Source organism: Pseudomonas sp. 22490 (genome assembly GCF_052044465.1).
GTDB classification, from domain to species: Bacteria; Pseudomonadota; Gammaproteobacteria; order Pseudomonadales; family Pseudomonadaceae; genus Pseudomonas; species Pseudomonas aeruginosa.
This window is the reverse complement of sequence record NZ_JBQENS010000002.1, coordinates 160,707-175,586: the sequence shown is the minus strand read 5'-3', so window position 1 is coordinate 175,586 and position 14,880 is coordinate 160,707. Positions and strand designations below refer to the sequence as shown.

Annotated in this window: 17 protein-coding genes; 6 read left to right on the top strand and 11 right to left on the bottom strand. The window is 68.8% G+C overall.

Translation table 11 applies throughout. The features are described 5' to 3' along the window. Window positions 1–296: 296 nt before the first annotated feature. The 11 genes from nirN to nirS are packed head-to-tail and all read right to left on the bottom strand — an operon-like array spanning window position 297 to window position 9,286. Window positions 297–1,778, bottom strand: a complete 1,482-nt coding sequence (gene nirN, locus ACTJJX_RS02990) for a dihydro-heme d1 dehydrogenase (RefSeq protein WP_003158459.1) — start codon at window positions 1,776–1,778, stop codon at window positions 297–299. Next, a complete protein-coding gene (gene cobA, locus ACTJJX_RS02985) occupies window positions 1,769–2,608 on the bottom strand; it encodes a uroporphyrinogen-III C-methyltransferase (RefSeq protein WP_003113243.1) in 840 nt (279 codons plus the stop codon). The genes nirN and cobA overlap by 10 nt, the downstream gene beginning before the upstream one ends. A gap of 10 nt (window positions 2,609–2,618) precedes the next feature. Beyond that, window positions 2,619–3,782: a heme d1 biosynthesis radical SAM protein NirJ gene (gene nirJ / locus ACTJJX_RS02980; RefSeq protein ID WP_003106109.1), complete on the bottom strand. Its 1,164-nt coding sequence runs from the start codon at window positions 3,780–3,782 to the stop codon at window positions 2,619–2,621. Beyond that, complete coding sequence (ahbB, locus tag ACTJJX_RS02975; protein ID WP_003084858.1) at window positions 3,776–4,291, bottom strand: siroheme decarboxylase subunit beta; 516 nt, start codon at window positions 4,289–4,291, stop codon at window positions 3,776–3,778. Before ahbB (ACTJJX_RS02975) ends, nirJ begins: the two co-directional genes overlap by 7 nt. Beyond that, on the bottom strand, window positions 4,266–4,709 hold the full coding sequence (locus tag ACTJJX_RS02970; protein ID WP_003084860.1) for an Lrp/AsnC family transcriptional regulator: 444 nt from the start codon (window positions 4,707–4,709) through the stop codon (window positions 4,266–4,268). Before ACTJJX_RS02970 ends, ahbB (ACTJJX_RS02975) begins: the two co-directional genes overlap by 26 nt. Next, window positions 4,702–5,226, bottom strand: coding sequence for a siroheme decarboxylase subunit beta (gene ahbB, locus ACTJJX_RS02965; protein ID WP_003106107.1), 525 nt, complete (start codon window positions 5,224–5,226; stop codon window positions 4,702–4,704). Before ahbB (ACTJJX_RS02965) ends, ACTJJX_RS02970 begins: the two co-directional genes overlap by 8 nt. Next, complete coding sequence (locus ACTJJX_RS02960; protein ID WP_003084864.1) at window positions 5,223–5,675, bottom strand: AsnC family transcriptional regulator; 453 nt, start codon at window positions 5,673–5,675, stop codon at window positions 5,223–5,225. The genes ahbB (ACTJJX_RS02965) and ACTJJX_RS02960 overlap by 4 nt, the downstream gene beginning before the upstream one ends. Window positions 5,676–5,683: 8 nt before the next feature. After that, window positions 5,684–6,862: a heme d1 biosynthesis protein NirF gene (gene nirF, locus ACTJJX_RS02955; RefSeq protein WP_016852394.1), complete on the bottom strand. Its 1,179-nt coding sequence runs from the start codon at window positions 6,860–6,862 to the stop codon at window positions 5,684–5,686. Then, complete coding sequence (gene nirC, locus ACTJJX_RS02950; RefSeq protein WP_016852395.1) at window positions 6,859–7,218, bottom strand: cytochrome c55X; 360 nt, start codon at window positions 7,216–7,218, stop codon at window positions 6,859–6,861. Before nirC ends, nirF begins: the two co-directional genes overlap by 4 nt. Beyond that, a complete protein-coding gene (gene nirM, locus ACTJJX_RS02945) occupies window positions 7,215–7,529 on the bottom strand; it encodes a cytochrome C-551 (RefSeq protein ID WP_003084872.1) in 315 nt (104 codons plus the stop codon). Before nirM ends, nirC begins: the two co-directional genes overlap by 4 nt. A 50-nt stretch (window positions 7,530–7,579) precedes the next feature. Continuing rightward, the gene (gene nirS / locus ACTJJX_RS02940; RefSeq protein WP_016852396.1) at window positions 7,580–9,286 is read right to left on the bottom strand and encodes a nitrite reductase; all 1,707 of its coding nucleotides are present in this window, start codon (window positions 9,284–9,286) and stop codon (window positions 7,580–7,582) included. Window positions 9,287–9,501: 215 nt separating this feature from the next. On the opposite strand from nirS, the gene nirQ reads away from it, so the two are divergent. The 6 genes from nirQ (at window position 9,502) to ACTJJX_RS02910 (ending at window position 14,878) form a co-directional block, all read left to right on the top strand. After that, complete coding sequence (gene nirQ / locus ACTJJX_RS02935) at window positions 9,502–10,284, top strand: transcriptional regulator NirQ (protein WP_003113240.1); 783 nt, start codon at window positions 9,502–9,504, stop codon at window positions 10,282–10,284. A gap of 34 nt (window positions 10,285–10,318) precedes the next feature. Then, complete coding sequence (locus tag ACTJJX_RS02930) at window positions 10,319–10,846, top strand: cytochrome c oxidase subunit 3 (RefSeq protein WP_003118864.1); 528 nt, start codon at window positions 10,319–10,321, stop codon at window positions 10,844–10,846. 7 nt (window positions 10,847–10,853) lie between these two features. Next, on the top strand, window positions 10,854–11,111 hold the full coding sequence (locus tag ACTJJX_RS02925; protein ID WP_003113239.1) for a cytochrome C oxidase subunit IV family protein: 258 nt from the start codon (window positions 10,854–10,856) through the stop codon (window positions 11,109–11,111). 89 nt (window positions 11,112–11,200) lie between these two features. Then, entirely contained in the window at window positions 11,201–11,641 is a 441-nt protein-coding gene (gene norC / locus ACTJJX_RS02920) for a nitric oxide reductase subunit NorC (RefSeq protein ID WP_003084881.1), read from the top strand. Beyond that, window positions 11,641–13,038, top strand: a complete 1,398-nt coding sequence (gene norB, locus ACTJJX_RS02915) for a nitric-oxide reductase subunit NorB (protein ID WP_003084883.1) — start codon at window positions 11,641–11,643, stop codon at window positions 13,036–13,038. Before norC ends, norB begins: the two co-directional genes overlap by 1 nt. A gap of 1 nt (window position 13,039) precedes the next feature. After that, window positions 13,040–14,878, top strand: a complete 1,839-nt coding sequence (locus ACTJJX_RS02910; protein ID WP_016263893.1) for a nitric oxide reductase activation protein NorD — start codon at window positions 13,040–13,042, stop codon at window positions 14,876–14,878. The last annotated feature ends 2 nt before the right edge of the window (window positions 14,879–14,880 follow it).

The window sequence follows — 14,880 nt, the reverse complement described above, 5'->3', positions numbered from 1 at the left end:
GGGCTTTTTTCTGGGCGCCGGGGGCTCGGCGCGCGGGACGGGTGGGGGGGATATCCGCTTGCGGCTATCCGCCATTCCCAGGGTTTTCTCGGGGCCGTGATGGGACAGGGTGATCGGCGGATAACGCCGTTGGCGTTATGCGCCCTACGGCTCCTCGCGCAGGGTGGGCGGTAGGGCGAATAACCGCTTGCGGTTATCCGCCATTCCCGTGGTTTTTCTCGTGCCGTGAGGGGACAGGGTTGTCGCGGTCCGTCGCGGAGGATACGGGGATATCCGTTGATGGCGTCTCGACCGCCTCAGTGCGAGGTTCCCTCCGCATAGCCGATCTTGTTGCCGACGTTGTACTTGCCCGACGGCTTGTTCATCGGCAGTCGCTTCACTTCCTCCAGGCTGTGCGCGTCGTAGACCACCAGCGCGCCGTCGCGGTCCCAGACGCTGAGCAGGGCGTAGCGGCCGTCGCGGGTGAACTCGACGTGGCCGGCCACCTTGCCCGGGCTGGGGCGCAGGCGATGGGCGATTTCCAGGGTCTGCTTGTCGATCAGCAGGATCTCGTCGTGTTTCTTGCCGAGGAAGGTATCGGTCCAGGCGTAGGGTGAGTCGGCATGGCTACGCATGAAGAAGCCGGGGCCGTCGGTGGCGATTTCCTTCAACGGCTTCCAGTTTTGCAGGTCGATCACCGAGATCACCCCGCGGCTGATGTTCGGCGTGGCGAACACCCAGCGCCCGTCGCGCTTCCAGTAGATGCCCGAGCCGAGGTGCGGCATGCCCGACAGCGGGATCGAGGCGACCCGCGCGCCGCTGTCCAGCTCGATCACCTCGCCGCCCCTGGCCTGCCGCGAGCTGCCCAGCAGGTAGCGGTAGTCGGGGCTGAAGGAGAAGTCGTCGAGGTAGTCGGCGACCGCCAGCCGTTTCGGCGCGACCGGCTTGCCGTCGGCATAGGGCAGCTCCCACAGCTCGTGGACGTCCTTCAGGGCGACCACGAAGCTGTGCCGCGGCGGTGCCGTGTATACCGCGCTGACCCGCGAGGCCTGGCCCTGGGCGTCGGCCGCCGGGATGACCTGCACCAGGGAAAGGTCGCGGGCATCCAGCAGCACCAGGTTGCCGGGCAGGTAGTTGCCCACCAGGACCCAGCGCCCGTCGTCGCTGACCGCCAGGTTGCGCGTGTTGAGGCCGGCGCGGACCTCGGCGACCACCTTCAGGTTGTACAGGTCGTAGAGGGTCACCCAGCCGTCGCGCGAGGCGAAGTACACCAGGCGCCCATCCGGGGAGAACTTCGGACCTCCGTGCAGGGCGTAGCGCGAGGGGAAGCGGGCGATGGGCTCGAAGCGATCGCCGTCGAGAATGGTCACGTGGTGGTCGCCGGACTCCACCACCACGAACAGGTTCAGCGGGTCGGCCTCGAAGCGGGGCCTGGACGGCAGGGTGGCGAGGGGATGCGGCTGAACCTGGCTGGCCCGGATGTCCTCGGCGCTCCACTGCGGTTCGCGCGGCGGCGCCTGGTAGAGATAGGCGACCAGGGCGTCCGCCGCGGCGTCGTCCAATTGACCGGCAAAGCCGGCCATCTGGGTTGCCGGGCGACCGTGCAGGATCACCTCGCGGGCCTGCGCCGGCTTCAGCCGCGAAAGGCTTTCCGGGAGCAGGGTCGGGCCGCTGCCGCCGAGCCGCCCGGCGCCGTGGCAGGCCTGGCAGTGCTGGCGGTAGAGCGCTTCCCCCGGCGCTTCGCCGGCCTGTGCGAGGGCGCCGAGGAGCAGGCCGAGGGCGAGGCCGATCAGGCGCATGCGACGGCCTCGCGGCTGACCGGCGAGCCGGCGCCCAGGTATGACGGATGCGCCATCGCGCGCTCGGCGAAGAGCGCGACCACCTGGCCGACGACGATCAGCGTCGGCGGCTTCAACTGGTAGCGTCGCGCCAGCGCCGGCAGCTCGGCAAGGGCGCCGCGGGTCACCTGCTGGCCCGCCTGGGTGCCCTGGCTGACCAGCGCCGCCGGGGTGTCGCTGGCGAGGCCGTGCTCGACCAGGCGCGCGGCGATCTCGGCGAGGTTGCCCAGGCCCATGTAGAACACCAGGGTCTGCTTGCCACGCGCCAGGCCGGCCCAGTCGAGGTCGAGGCGGCCGTCGTTCTGCAGGTGGCCGGTGACGAAGGTGCAGGACTGGGCGAGGTCGCGGTGGGTCAGCGGGATGCCGGCGTAGGTACTGCAACCGGAGGCGGCGGTGACGCCGGGGACCACCTGGCAGTCGACGCCGGCTTCGAGCAGGCGCTCCAGCTCCTCGGCGCCGCGACCGAAGATGAACGGGTCGCCGCCTTTCAGGCGGACCACCCGGCGTTGCTGCCGGGCCAGGCGCACCAGCAGCTCGTTGATTTCTTCCTGCGGCAGGCTGTGGTGGCCGCAGCGCTTGCCGACGTAGATGCGCTGGCAGCTTTCCGGCAGAAGGGCGATCAGCTCGCGGGCGACCAGGCGGTCGTAGACCACCACCTCGGCCTGTTGCAGCAGGGCCCAGGCGCGCAGGGTGAGCAGGCCCGGATCGCCGGGGCCGGCGCCGACCAGGGCGACGCTGCCGGCAGGGAAATCGACATCGAGGAGGGACGGCGGAATCACGGTAGTGTTCATGAGGCTTTCCTTAGACGGCGTGCAGCGCGATGCGCTCGAGGCCGATTTCCTGATCGCTGAGGTAGCAGCCGGGGTCTTCGCCCCAGAGTTCTCCGCCGGCCCAGGCGCGGGTGCGGGTGTTGCCGTTGCAGATGTCCAGCCAGCGGCATTGGCTGCAGCGCCCGACCACCGGTCGCGGGCGCTGGCGCAGTTGCAGGAGCAGCGGGTCGGGGCGCTCGAACCAGAAGTCGGCGAAGCGCTGATGGCGGATGTTGCCGACGCTGTGGTGCCACCAGTAGCTGTCCGGATGCACCTCGCCGGTGTTGTCGATGTTGGCGATGCCCTCGCCCGAGGCGTTGCCGCCCCAGTCCAGCAGCAGCTCGCAGAGACGCGCCAGTTGCTGCGGGCGGCGGCGCTTGAGCCAGTCGAGGAGAAGGATCGCGTCGGCGTCGTTGTTGCCGGTGACGAAGTCGCTGTCGCGCCCCTGCCGGATGTCCTCGTCGGCCCGTTCGAAGAGCAGCGCGAGGGCCTCGCGGGTGCGCCGGTGGTGGGCGTCGAGGGCGCGGCTGCGGCGGCCGCGGCCACTGTAGTTGAGGTGCGAGAGGTAGAACTTCTGCACGTCGAGTTCGCGCATCAGGTCGAGCAGTGCCGGTAGTTGCGCGGCGTTCTCCTCGGTCAGGGTGGTGCGCATGCCGACGCGGATATCCGCCTCGCGGCACAGGCGCATGGCCGCCAGCGCGGCGTCGAAGCTGCCCTGCTTCTGGCGGAAGCGGTCGTGGGTCTCGCGCAGGCCGTCGAGGCTGATGCCGACGTAGTCGAAGCGGGCCTCGGCGACGCGCTGGATGTTGCCTTCGTCGATCAGCGTACCGTTGCTCGACAGCGCCACGAACATCCCGGCCTGGCGCGCATGGGCGGCGATCTCGAAGAGGTCCGGGTGCATCAGCGGCTCGCCGCCGGAGAGGATCAGCACGCGCACTCCGGCGGCGCGCAGGTCGTCGATGCCGCGAAGGATTTCCGCGGTCTCCAGCTCGCCACGGAAGTCGCTGTCGGCGGAGGTGGAGTAACAGTGCTTGCAGGTCAGGTTGCAGCGCCGCAGCAGGTTCCAGATCACCACCGGGGCGCGCCTGCCGCCGGCGCGGCGCGGCGTCGGCGCGTCCTCGGCGAGGCTGCGCAGGTAATGGCTGATCCTCAGCATGGACGTTCCTCCTTCTGCGCCAGGCGCAGGCCGGTCTTCTTCAGGATGCGGCTGCTCACCAGCATCTCGTCGGCGCGACAGTCCTCGCCGAGCAGCAGGCGGATCTGCTGGCGATAGCCTTCGATCTCCGCTTCGCTGCGGCCGTGGACCATGGCGAACAGGTTGTAGCGCCACTGCGGCAGATGGCGCGGGCGCCGGTAGCAATGGCTGACGAAGGACAGCCCGCCGACCAGCCGGCCGAGGCGTTCGATGCGTTCGTCGGCGACGTCCCAGACGGTCATGCCGTTGTGCCGGTAGCCAAGGCGATAGTGGTTGGGCACCGCGGCGATGCGCCGGATCACCCCGGCGTCGCGCAGGCGCTTCAGCAGCGCCAGGGTCTCCGCCTCGCTCAGCCGCAGTTGCGCGGCGATCCACGCCCAAGGGTCGGCGACCAGCGGCAGGCCGGCCTGGGTCAGTTCGATCAGGCGGCGGGCGAGCAGGGCGTCAGAGGGGGAAATGCAGGCCGACATGGTAGGTCGCCTCCTTGGGCAGGTCGAGTACCGCCAGCCCGCTCTCGCGCTCCAGCCGTGCGAGGGTCTCGGCGACCTCCGCCGGGCTGTCGCAGGCGACCACCAGCCACATGTTCAGGGCGTGCTCGCGACGGTAGTTGTGGGCGACCTGCGGCCAGCCGGCGAGCAGCGCGGCGATCTCTTCGAAACGCGCCTCCGGCACGCTCATGGCGGCCAGGGTGAAGGCACCGCCGAGGGGCTCGATATCGAACAGCGGACCGAAGCGGGTCAGGGTGCCGTCGTCGAGCAGGTCGTCCAGGCGGCGCAGGATGTCTTCCTCGCGGCAATCCAGCTCGGCGGCGAGCAGCGCGTAGGGATGCGGCTCCAGCGGCAGGCCGTGTTGCAGGCGGTTCAGCAGGCGCCGGTCGAACTCATCCACGGCGGCGCTCCAGGTCGGCCGGCGGCGCGGTGTAGCGGCCGCCGCACTGCTTGTAGGCGCGCAGGCTGAACAGCCAGCGGTGCGGTGTCTGGCGCAGGGCGTGGCGCTCCAGCAGGGCCTCGATCTGGCGTTCCACTTCGCCGCGCTCGCGGCCGTGGATCATGCAGAACAGGTTGTATGGCCACATCGGCAGGCGACGCGGGCGGCGGTAACAGAGCGAGACGATCGTTTCGTGGGCGAGGGCGCGGCCGACGGCGTCGACCTCCGCGTCGGCGACGTCCAGCACCAGCATGGCGTTGGCGGTATAGCCCAGGGCGCGGTGGTGGAGGATCACCCCGAAGCGGCGGAACAGGCCGTCTTCGTCCCAGCGGCGGACTTGTTCCAGCACTTCGTCTTCGCCGGCGCCGATGCGTTCGGCGAGCACCCGATAGGGCCGGCTGGCCAGCGGCAGGCCCTGTTCCAGCAGGTAGCGCAGGTGTTGCCGCTGCGGCGCGGCGAGGGGTTCGACGGGGTTCATCGGCTGGCCTCCAGGGGAAACGCGAGGTCGATGCAGTAGGCTTCCTGCATCGGCAGGTCGAGGGGTTGCAGGCCGGTGTCGGCGGCGATCTCCGCCAGTACCCGGTCGAGTTGCGCGCGGTCGCCGGCGGTGAGCACGAACCACAGGTTGTAGCGGTGTTCGCGCTGGTAGTTGTGGTTGACCTCGGCGTACTGGCTGATGCGCTCGGCGACCCGTTGCAGACGCTCCTCGGGCACCGCCAGGGCAGCCAGGGTGCTGGCCCCGGCGCGTTGGTGGCGGAGCACCGGGCCGACCCGCGACAACGCGCCGTCGGCTTCCAGGCGACGCAGCCGTTCGAGCACCTCGGCTTCGCTGCAACCCAGGGTCTCGGCCATCCGCCGATAGGGTTCCGCGCAGATCGGCAGGCCTTTCTGGTAGCGGGCGAGGAGGCGGCGGGAGAGGTCGTCCATGGTGCCTCCTAGAGTCCGATGTGCTGGGCGCGGTGGCTGAAGAAGATGCCGCTCGGGCTGCGGGCCGGAAGGCTGCCGATGCGCTTCAGGCGGTATGGGTCCCAGACCTGCAACTGGTCGGCGTCGCGCACCGAGATCCAGACCTGGTCGCCGCGCCCGCTGAATTCCATGTGCAGTACGCCGGGGCCAGGGCGCAGGGTTTCGATCACTTCGTGGGTCTCGCTGTCGATGACCTGCACCTTGTCGTTGTCCGGGTAGGCGAAGTTGACCCAGATCTGCCGGTCGTCCGGTCGAGTCATGACGAACACCGGCTGGCCGGCGACGTCGATGGCGTCGGTCTGCTTCCAGTCGCGCGCGTCGAGCACCAGCACCTGGTGATGGCCGACCGCCGGGACGAAGGCCTGGTCGCTGGCGATGGTCCAGCCCTCCAGGTGCGGCATCTTGTACACCGGCAGCTTGCGTTGGCCGCGGCCGTAGTCGCCGAGTACGCGCCTGACGCCGCGCTCCGGGTGCCAGAGGTCGAGCTGGGCCATGCCGTCCTCGCCGAACAGCCCGGCCATGTAGTAGCGCCCGTCGGGGCTGATGAGGGCGTCGTAGGGTTGCTTGCCGATATCGCGGAAGCGGGTCAGGTGCGGCGTGTCGCCCTGGCTGAAGTCGGCGATCCAGATCTCGCCGCTGTCGAACAGGCTGAACACGAAGCGCTGCCCGGGCGCGTCGACCAGGCCGACCACCCGGGAGTTCCTGTCCTGGCCGGGGAGGCGGGTGGCGGGAATCTCGGCGACCAGCTCCAGGGTGCGGCTGTCGAACACCTTGACCCCGCCCGGCTCGTAGTTGGATACCGCGACCAGCCGACCGTCCTGGCTGATCGCTCCGCCGATGCTGTTGCCGCCCTGGATCAGGCGCTTGTCGATGCGCTGGGCCAGCAGGTCGAGCTTGGTCAGGCCGCCGTCGCGACCGAATACGTAGGCGTAGCGCTGGTCGCGGGAGAACACCAGGGAGGCGTGGGACAGGTCGCCGAGGCCTTCGACCCGCGCCAGCGAGGTCTTCGCCGTGCCGTCGAGGATCTGCACGCTGCCGTTGGCGCGTTCGATCAGCACGCCGAGGTCGCCGCTGCCGCGCAAGGGCGGCTGCTGGCTACAGCCGGCGAGCAGGGCGAGGAAAAGCGGCGCGAGGGGACGCAGGTTCATGGGGCGATCTCTCCTTCGATCAGGCGGTCCACCAGCCAGCCGGCGTCGTCTTCGCTGAGCAGGCCGGCCCAGGGGGGCATCGGGGTTTGCGGACGGCCCATGAGCACGGCGGCGACCAGCGATTCGCGCGGCTTGCCGCGCAGGGCCTCGGGGGTCAGCGCCGGGCCGAGGCCGCCGGTCAGGCGCAGGCCGTGGCAGGAGCCGCAGTCCTGCAACAGCAGGTGACGCAACTGGGCCTGGCGACGGGCATCGGGATGCTCGTCGGCCAGGCCCGGAAGAGGACAGGCGAACGTCAGCGCGAGGGCCAGCCACAAGGCGTGGCTGGCGGCGCGCCGGAAGTCCGGAGGGGCGTTCATTTCTGCGACAGGACCCACTTCGCCAGGGTCTGCGCCTCGTCGTCGCTGACCGCGTTCGGCGGCATCGGGATCGGGCCCCAGACGCCCTGGCTGCCGTTCTTGATCCGCTGCGCGAGTTCCGCTTCGGCGCCGGCCTGGCCGGCGAACTTGGCGGCGACGTCCTTGTAGGCCGGGCCGACCATCTTGGTGTCGATGGCATGGCAGGCCACGCAGCCCTTGTTCTTGAACAGCACTTCGGGGTCTTCGGCCCAGGCGCCCTGGGCGAGCAGGGTGCCGGTGGCGAGCAGCGAAAGCAGTGCGTACGGTTTCATCACGGTTCCTCGTAGGGGGGAGCGTGCGGGGCGTGCCCCGCACGCGGGTCTCAGTACACGTCGTGCTGGGTGTTGTAGACGTTGAACTTGCCGGTCGGGGTGATCAGCCGCGGGTCCTTGACCACGGCCTTGAGCTTCAGGGTCTTGTCGTCCACCACCACCAGCGCGGAGCTGTCGTTCTTGCCGTTCCACACCGAGAACCAGACTTCATCGCCGCGCTTGTTGTACTCGGGCTGCACCACCCGCTTGGCGCCTTCGCCGAGATCGGCCCATTCGGCGATCGGCAGCACCTGGTACTTGGCGTCGAGGTTCTTCAGGTCGAACACCGCGACGCTCTGGCTGATCCTGGCGTCGGGGTTGAAGGTGGTGTCGACGTAGAGGTGCGAGGACTTCGGATGGGTCTTGATGAACAGCGAGCCGCCGCCCTGGCCCTGTAGTTCGGCGACTTTCTTCCAGGCGTACTGCGGATGGTTCTTCGGATCGGTGCCGATCAGCGAGATGCTGCCGTCGCCCAGGTGGCTGGTGCTCCACACCGGGCCGTACTTGGGATGTACGAAGTTGGCGCCCCGCCCCGGGTGCGGGGTCTTGCCGACGTCGACCAGGGCCGACAGGCGACGGTCCTTGGAGTCGATCACGGCAACCTTGTTGGAGTTGTTGGCGGCGGTCATGAAGTAGCGGTGGCTGCTGTCCCAGCCGCCGTCGTGGAGGAACGGCGCCGCACCGATGCTGGTGACGGTGAGGTTGTCGATATCCTTGTAGTTGACCAGCAGGACCTTGCCGGTCTCCTTCACGTTGACGATGAACTCGGGGTGCTCATGGGAGGCGATGATCGCCGCCACGCGCGGTTCCGGGTGGTAGGTCTGGGTGTCTACGGTCATGCCGCGGGTGGAGACGATCTGCTTCGGCTCCAGGGTCTCGCCGTCCATGATCGCGAACTGCGGCGGCCAGTAGGCGCCGGCGATGGTGTAGCGGTCCTCGTAGCCCTTGAACTTGGAGCTTTCCACCGAGCGCGCCTCGATGCCGATCTTGATCTCGGCGACCTTGGTCGGCTCCTTGGCCCACAGGTCGATCATGTCGATCCGCGCGTCGCGGCCGATCACCAGCAGGTAGCGGCCGGAAGCGGACATCCGCGAGATGTGCACGGCGTAGCCGGTATCGATGACCTTGACGATCTTCTTGCTGTCGCCGTCGACCAGGGCGATCTGCCCGGCGTCGCGCAGGGTCACCGAGAACAGGTTGGGCAGGTCGAGGTCGTTGAGCTGTTTCTTCGGCCGGTCCTCCGGCTTCACCAGCACCTTCCACGATTCGCGCATCTCCGGCATGCCCCACTCCGGCGGTTGCGGCGGGGTGTGCTGGATGTACTTGGCCATCAGGCTGATCTGTTCCTTGCTCAGCTCGCCGGAGCTGCCCCAGTTCGGCATGCCCAGCGGGGTGCCGTAGGTGATCAGCGCTTCCAGGTATTGCTGGCCGCGTTGCTGGGTGATGTCCGGGGTCAGCGGCTTGCCGGTGGCGCCCTTGCGCAGGACGCCGTGGCAACCGGCGCAGCGTTGGAAGTAGATCTGCTTGGCCTCGTTGAACTCGCTTTCACTCATGTCGGGGGCACCGTTGGTGCGCACCACGTGAGCGGGATCGACGGCGGAAGCGGCACCCTGGTATTGCTCGGCGGCTTTCATGTCGTCCTTGGCGTGAGCGGTGGCCAGGCCCAGCAGCGTCAGCGAGGCGAGCAAGGTGCCCACCAGTGGCTTGCCAAATGGCATGGTCTATCTCCTCAGGAGCTCTGCGAGGCGCTCCCTTAGCAGTGTTTTGGGGGTGGCTGCGTCGGGAACTCCCGGGAATTCATGGCGCGAAAGGATCATAGAAAGCAGGGTCTTTACCCTTGCTTGACCGGAATCAAGATTGCGTTGCTTTGCGCTTGTGGCACCTTCCAACTGTGAATAGCGTGCGGTCCTAATCCCTAGCGCAGGAGTAGGACATGCGGGACGCGACACCCTTCTACGAGGCCACCGGCCATGAGATCGAAGTCTTCGAGCGCGCCTGGCGGCACGGCCTGCCGGTATTGCTCAAGGGCCCCACCGGTTGCGGCAAGACCCGCTTCGTCCAGTACATGGCGCGGCGCCTGGAACTGCCGCTGTACAGCGTCGCCTGCCACGACGACCTGGGCGCCGCCGACCTGCTCGGCCGCCATCTGATCGGCGCCGACGGCACCTGGTGGCAGGACGGCCCGCTGACCCGCGCGGTGCGCGAAGGCGGTATCTGCTACCTGGACGAAGTGGTGGAGGCGCGCCAGGACACCACGGTCGCCATCCACCCGCTGGCCGACGACCGCCGCGAGCTGTACCTGGAGCGCACCGGCGAGACGTTGCAGGCGCCGCCTTCGTTCATGCTGGTGGTGTCCTACAACCCCGGCTACCAGAACCTGCTCAAGGGCCTGAAGCCCAGCACCCGGCAGCGTTTCGTCGCGTTGCGCTTCGACTACCCGGCGGCGCAGCAGGAGGCACGCATCCTGGTCGGCGAGAGCGGTTGTGCCGAGACCCTGGCGCAGCGCCTGGTGCAGTTGGGCCAGGCGCTGCGGCGGCTGGAGCAGCACGACCTGGAGGAAGTCGCCTCGACCCGCCTGCTGATCTTCGCCGCGCGCCTCATCGGCGACGGCATGGACCCGCGCGAGGCGTGCCGGGTGGCGCTGGCCGAACCGCTCTCGGACGACCCGGCGACGGTGGCGGCGCTGATGGACATCGTCGATCTCCATGTCGCCTGATACCGTCGAGCGGCGCCTGCCCGGCGACCTGGCGATGTGGTTCTTCATCCTCGCCGAACTCAGCGTGTTCAGCCTGCTGCTGCTGGCGTTCGCCGGCGCCCAGGCCTGGCAGCCGGAGCTGTTCCGTGCCGGCCGGGAGCAACTGGATAGCCGCTGGGGCCTGTTGCTGACCGTGGCCCTGCTCAGCTCCGGCTGGCTCGCCGCGCTGGCGGTGCATGCGGTGCGCCGCGGACGGCCGCGCCAGGCGAGCGGCTGGTTGCTGGCGGCGCTGCTGCTGGCGCTGGTCTACGTCGGCCTGAAGCTGCACGAGTACGGGCGGCTCGCCGATCTCGGCCTGGACATCGAGCACGACACTTTCTTCACCCTCTACTGGTGCCTGACCGGCTTCCATTTCCTCCACGTCCTGCTCGGCCTGCTGATCCTCGGCTGGCTGGCGCAGGCCTGCTGGCGCCGGTGTTATACGCCGCAGGCTTGCTCGGGACTGGAGTCGGGAGTGCTCTACTGGCACATGGTCGACCTGGTCTGGGTGCTGCTGTTCCCGCTGGTCTACGTCCTGCAATGAGGTGCCGATGCGAACCCTGACCCTCTGCTGGCTGGCGTTGCTGGCGCTGGCCGTGACCGGTGTGCTGCTGGGCGGCGCCGGCGACTCTCCCTGGCTGCTGGCGGCGGTGCTGGCCTGCGCGGTGGCCAAGGGTTGGCTGATCGGCGAGCGCTTCATGGAGCTGGCCCATGCCCCGGCGCTATGGCGCCGCCTGCTGCTGGCCTGGCCGCTGCTGATGGCCCTGGCGGTGGGCGCTGCGCTGTACCTGGCGCGGATGAATAACTGAGTAAATCGTTCGGGAATCTTGATTGCCATCAAGCGGGTTCGCCGCCGCCGCTTCCTAGAATCGCCGCACCACCCATTCCAGGAGGCCGCATGTCCGAGACCTTTACCAAAGGCATGGCCAGGAACATCTATTTCGGCGGGAGTGTGTTCTTCATCCTGCTGTTCCTGGCCCTGACCTACCACACCGAGAAGACCCTGCCCGAGCGCACCAACGAGGCCGCGATGAGCGCCGCGGTGGTGCGCGGCAAGCTGGTCTGGGAACAGAACAACTGCGTCGGCTGCCACACCCTGCTCGGCGAGGGCGCCTACTTCGCGCCGGAGCTGGGCAACGTGGTCGGACGCCGTGGCGGCGAGGAGGGCTTCAACACCTTCCTCCAGGCCTGGATGAAGATCCAGCCGCTGAACGTGCCGGGCCGCCGCGCCATGCCGCAGTTCCATCTCAGCGAGGGCCAGGTCGACGACCTGGCCGAGTTCCTCAAGTGGAGCTCGAAGATCGATACCAACCAATGGCCGCCGAACAAGGAGGGTTGATGATGTCGCCCAATGGCTCCCTGAAATTCGCCTCGCAGGCGGTCGCCAAACCCTACTTCGTGTTCGCCCTGATCCTCTTCGTCGGGCAGATCCTGTTCGGCCTGATCATGGGCCTGCAGTACGTGGTCGGCGACTTCCTGTTCCCGGCGATCCCCTTCAACGTCGCGCGCATGGTGCACACCAACCTGCTGATCGTCTGGCTGCTGTTCGGCTTCATGGGCGCTGCCTACTACCTGGTGCCGGAGGAGAGCGACTGCGAGCTGTACAGCCCGAAGCTGGCCTGGATCCTGTTCTGGGTATTCGCCGCCGCCGGCGTGCTGACCATCCTCGGCTACCTGCTGGTGCCCTACGCCGGCCTGGCCAGGCTCACCGGCAACGAACTGTGGCCGACCATGGGCCGCGAGTTCCTCGAACAGCCGACCATCAGCAAGGCGGGCATCGTGATCGTCGCCCTGGGCTTCCTGTTCAACGTCGGCATGACCGTGCTGCGCGGGCGCAAGACCGCCATCAGCATGGTCCTGATGACCGGCCTGATCGGCCTCGCCCTGCTGTTCCTGTTCTCCTTCTACAACCCGGAAAACCTCACCCGCGACAAGTTCTACTGGTGGTGGGTGGTGCACCTGTGGGTGGAAGGCGTGTGGGAACTGATCATGGGTGCGATCCTCGCCTTCGTGCTGGTGAAGATCACCGGGGTCGACCGCGAGGTGATCGAGAAGTGGCTCTACGTGATCATCGCCATGGCGCTGATCAGCGGCATCATCGGCACCGGCCACCACTACTTCTGGATCGGCGTGCCCGGCTACTGGCTGTGGCTCGGCTCGGTATTCTCGGCGCTGGAGCCGCTGCCGTTCTTCGCCATGGTGCTGTTCGCCTTCAACACCATCAACCGCCGCCGCCGCGACTATCCGAACCGCGCGGTCGCGCTGTGGGCCATGGGCACCACGGTGATGGCCTTCCTCGGCGCGGGAGTGTGGGGCTTCATGCATACCCTGGCGCCGGTCAACTACTACACCCACGGCACCCAGCTCACCGCCGCCCACGGCCACATGGCCTTCTATGGCGCCTACGCGATGATCGTGATGACCATCATCTCCTACGCCATGCCGCGCCTGCGCGGGATCGGCGAGGCGATGGACAACCGCTCGCAGGTCCTGGAGATGTGGGGCTTCTGGCTGATGACCGTGGCGATGGTGTTCATCACCCTGTTCCTCTCCGCGGCCGGGGTGCTGCAGGTCTGGCTGCAACGGATGCCGGCGGACGGCGCGGCGATGACCTTCATGGCCACCCAGGACCAGCTGGCGATCTTCTACTGGCTGCGCGAAGGCGCCGGGGTGGTGTTCCTCATCGGCCTGGTCGCCTACCTGCTGAGCTTCCGGCGCGGCAAGGCGGCCGCCTGAGATGGCCTTCGCCGTCGAGCTGGAGGAATGGGTCGGCGCCCACTGGCACCGCTTCATCACCCGCCATGCCAGCGGCGAGTTCGAGGCGGCGCGGGTGACCCTGGAGAGCATGCGGCGTCCGCTCGGCATGCTCTTCCGGGCGCTCGGCGGCGCACCGGGGGTAGCCCTCGAGGCGACCCCGGCGCGCCGCCTGCTGCTAAGCCGCACCTGGTTGCAGCGGGTCGCCGGGACCTGCGAGCAGGCCCCGGTGTCCTGGTTCAACGGCGACAGCCTGCGCCTGCCGGAATCCCTCGCGGTCTATCCGCAGGCCGAGCTGAACCGCGAACTGTATCGCTGGCTGGCGCTGCTGGCGGCCAGCGCCGGGCCGCTGCGGCACTGGGCCCAGGACAACCAGCGCTGGGCGCGGCAGTTGCTCGATGCCTATCCGGCGCTGCGCCCGCGCTACGCCCGGCTGGTCGCCGCGCATCTGCGCCAGCGCCCGTCGCTGGACGATTGCCCGGCGGCAGACGCCGAACTGGAAATCGCCCTGCGCCGCGCGCTTGCCGAGCCGGGCAGCGTCGAGCGCTTCCCGCGAGTCGAGCGGGCGCCCTGGCCGGTGCCGCTGTGGCTGTATCCCGGCGAGCGCTGGACGCCTTCCGCCAGCCCGGAGGACGGCGAGGAAGCGGCCGCCGGCGCCGGCAAGCGCCAGGTCGCCCGCAGCGGAGCGCGCAAGCGCGCCGAGCGCGTCGAGGAGCGCGACAGCGAGCGCAACCTGCTGCTGTTCCGCCTGGAAAGCCTGCTCAGTTGGTCGGAGCACCTGGCCCTGGACCGCTGTAGCGACGACGAGGACGACCCGGACGGCGCGCGCGTCGCCGAAGACCTCGACTACCTGTCGCTGTCGCGCCAGCGCACGCAGAAGGGCGGCGGCCTGCGCCTGGATCTCGACCTGCCGGCCGCCGACTACGATGACCTGCCGCTCGGCCCCGGGCTGAAGCTGCCCGAGTGGGACTATCGGCAGCAGCGCCTGCTGAGCGACCACGTGCTGCTGCAACCGATGCGGCCGCGCGGCGCGACCAGCGCCAGCCTGCCGGCGCACCTGGAGAAGACCGCGCTGCATCTGCGCCGCCAGTTCGCCTGCCTGCGCGACGGCCGCCAACGCCTGCGCCAGCAGCCGCAAGGCGACGAGATCGACCTCGATGCCTGGCTCGACTTCCAGGTCGAGCGGCGCCGCGGCGGTTCCACCCAGCCAGGCCTGTTCCTCGAACAGCGGCCGCGCCGGCGCGACCTCGCCTGCCTGTTGCTGGCGGACCTGTCGATGTCCACCGAAGCCTACCTCGACGACCAGCGGCGAGTGATCGACAGCATCGTCGACAGCCTGCTGCTGTTCGGCGAGGCGTTGCAGGCGCTGGGCGACCCCTTCGCGCTGTACGGGTTTTCCTCGGTGCGCCGGCAGCAGGTGCGCTGGCAGGTGCTGAAGGACTTCGACGAAGGCTACGGCGGCGAGGTCCGCGGTCGCGTGCTGGCGCTCTCGCCGGGCTACTACACGCGGATGGGCGCGGCGATCCGCCGGGCCAGCCAGGTGCTCGGCGGGCAGCCGCAGAAGCGTCGCCTGCTGTTGCTGTTGAGCGACGGCAAGCCCAACGACCTGGACCGCTACGAGGGCCGCTACGGCATCGAGGACACCCGCCAGGCGGTGATCGAGGCGCGCAGCCAGGGACTGGTGCCCTTCTGCATCACCATCGACAAGGAGGCGGCGGACTACCTGCCCTACCTGTTCGGCGCCGACGGCTTCGCGCTGGTCGAGCGCGCCGGGCAGTTGCCCGAGCGCCTGCTCCAGCTCTATCGGCGCCTGCGCCGCTGAGA

Bases quoted from the DNA above. Each gene is read 5' to 3' on its own strand.
- nirN (WP_003158459.1), bottom strand. From the start codon at position 1,778: ATGCGCCTGATCGGCCTCGCCCTCGGCCTGCTCCTCGGCGCCCTCGCA.
- cobA (WP_003113243.1), bottom strand. From the start codon at position 2,608: ATGAACACTACCGTGATTCCGCCGTCCCTCCTCGATGTCGATTTCCCT.
- nirJ (WP_003106109.1), bottom strand. From the start codon at position 3,782: ATGCTGAGGATCAGCCATTACCTGCGCAGCCTCGCCGAGGACGCGCCG.
- ahbB (WP_003084858.1), bottom strand. From the start codon at position 4,291: ATGTCGGCCTGCATTTCCCCCTCTGACGCCCTGCTCGCCCGCCGCCTG.
- ahbB (WP_003106107.1), bottom strand. From the start codon at position 5,226: ATGAACCCCGTCGAACCCCTCGCCGCGCCGCAGCGGCAACACCTGCGC.
- ACTJJX_RS02960 (WP_003084864.1), bottom strand. From the start codon at position 5,675: ATGGACGACCTCTCCCGCCGCCTCCTCGCCCGCTACCAGAAAGGCCTG.
- nirF (WP_016852394.1), bottom strand. From the start codon at position 6,862: ATGAACCTGCGTCCCCTCGCGCCGCTTTTCCTCGCCCTGCTCGCCGGC.
- nirC (WP_016852395.1), bottom strand. From the start codon at position 7,218: ATGAACGCCCCTCCGGACTTCCGGCGCGCCGCCAGCCACGCCTTGTGG.
- nirM (WP_003084872.1), bottom strand. From the start codon at position 7,529: ATGAAACCGTACGCACTGCTTTCGCTGCTCGCCACCGGCACCCTGCTC.
- nirS (WP_016852396.1), bottom strand. From the start codon at position 9,286: ATGCCATTTGGCAAGCCACTGGTGGGCACCTTGCTCGCCTCGCTGACG.
- nirQ (WP_003113240.1), top strand. From the start codon at position 9,502: ATGCGGGACGCGACACCCTTCTACGAGGCCACCGGCCATGAGATCGAA.
- ACTJJX_RS02930 (WP_003118864.1), top strand. From the start codon at position 10,319: ATGTGGTTCTTCATCCTCGCCGAACTCAGCGTGTTCAGCCTGCTGCTG.
- ACTJJX_RS02925 (WP_003113239.1), top strand. From the start codon at position 10,854: ATGCGAACCCTGACCCTCTGCTGGCTGGCGTTGCTGGCGCTGGCCGTG.
- norC (WP_003084881.1), top strand. From the start codon at position 11,201: ATGTCCGAGACCTTTACCAAAGGCATGGCCAGGAACATCTATTTCGGC.
- norB (WP_003084883.1), top strand. From the start codon at position 11,641: ATGATGTCGCCCAATGGCTCCCTGAAATTCGCCTCGCAGGCGGTCGCC.
- ACTJJX_RS02910 (WP_016263893.1), top strand. From the start codon at position 13,040: ATGGCCTTCGCCGTCGAGCTGGAGGAATGGGTCGGCGCCCACTGGCAC.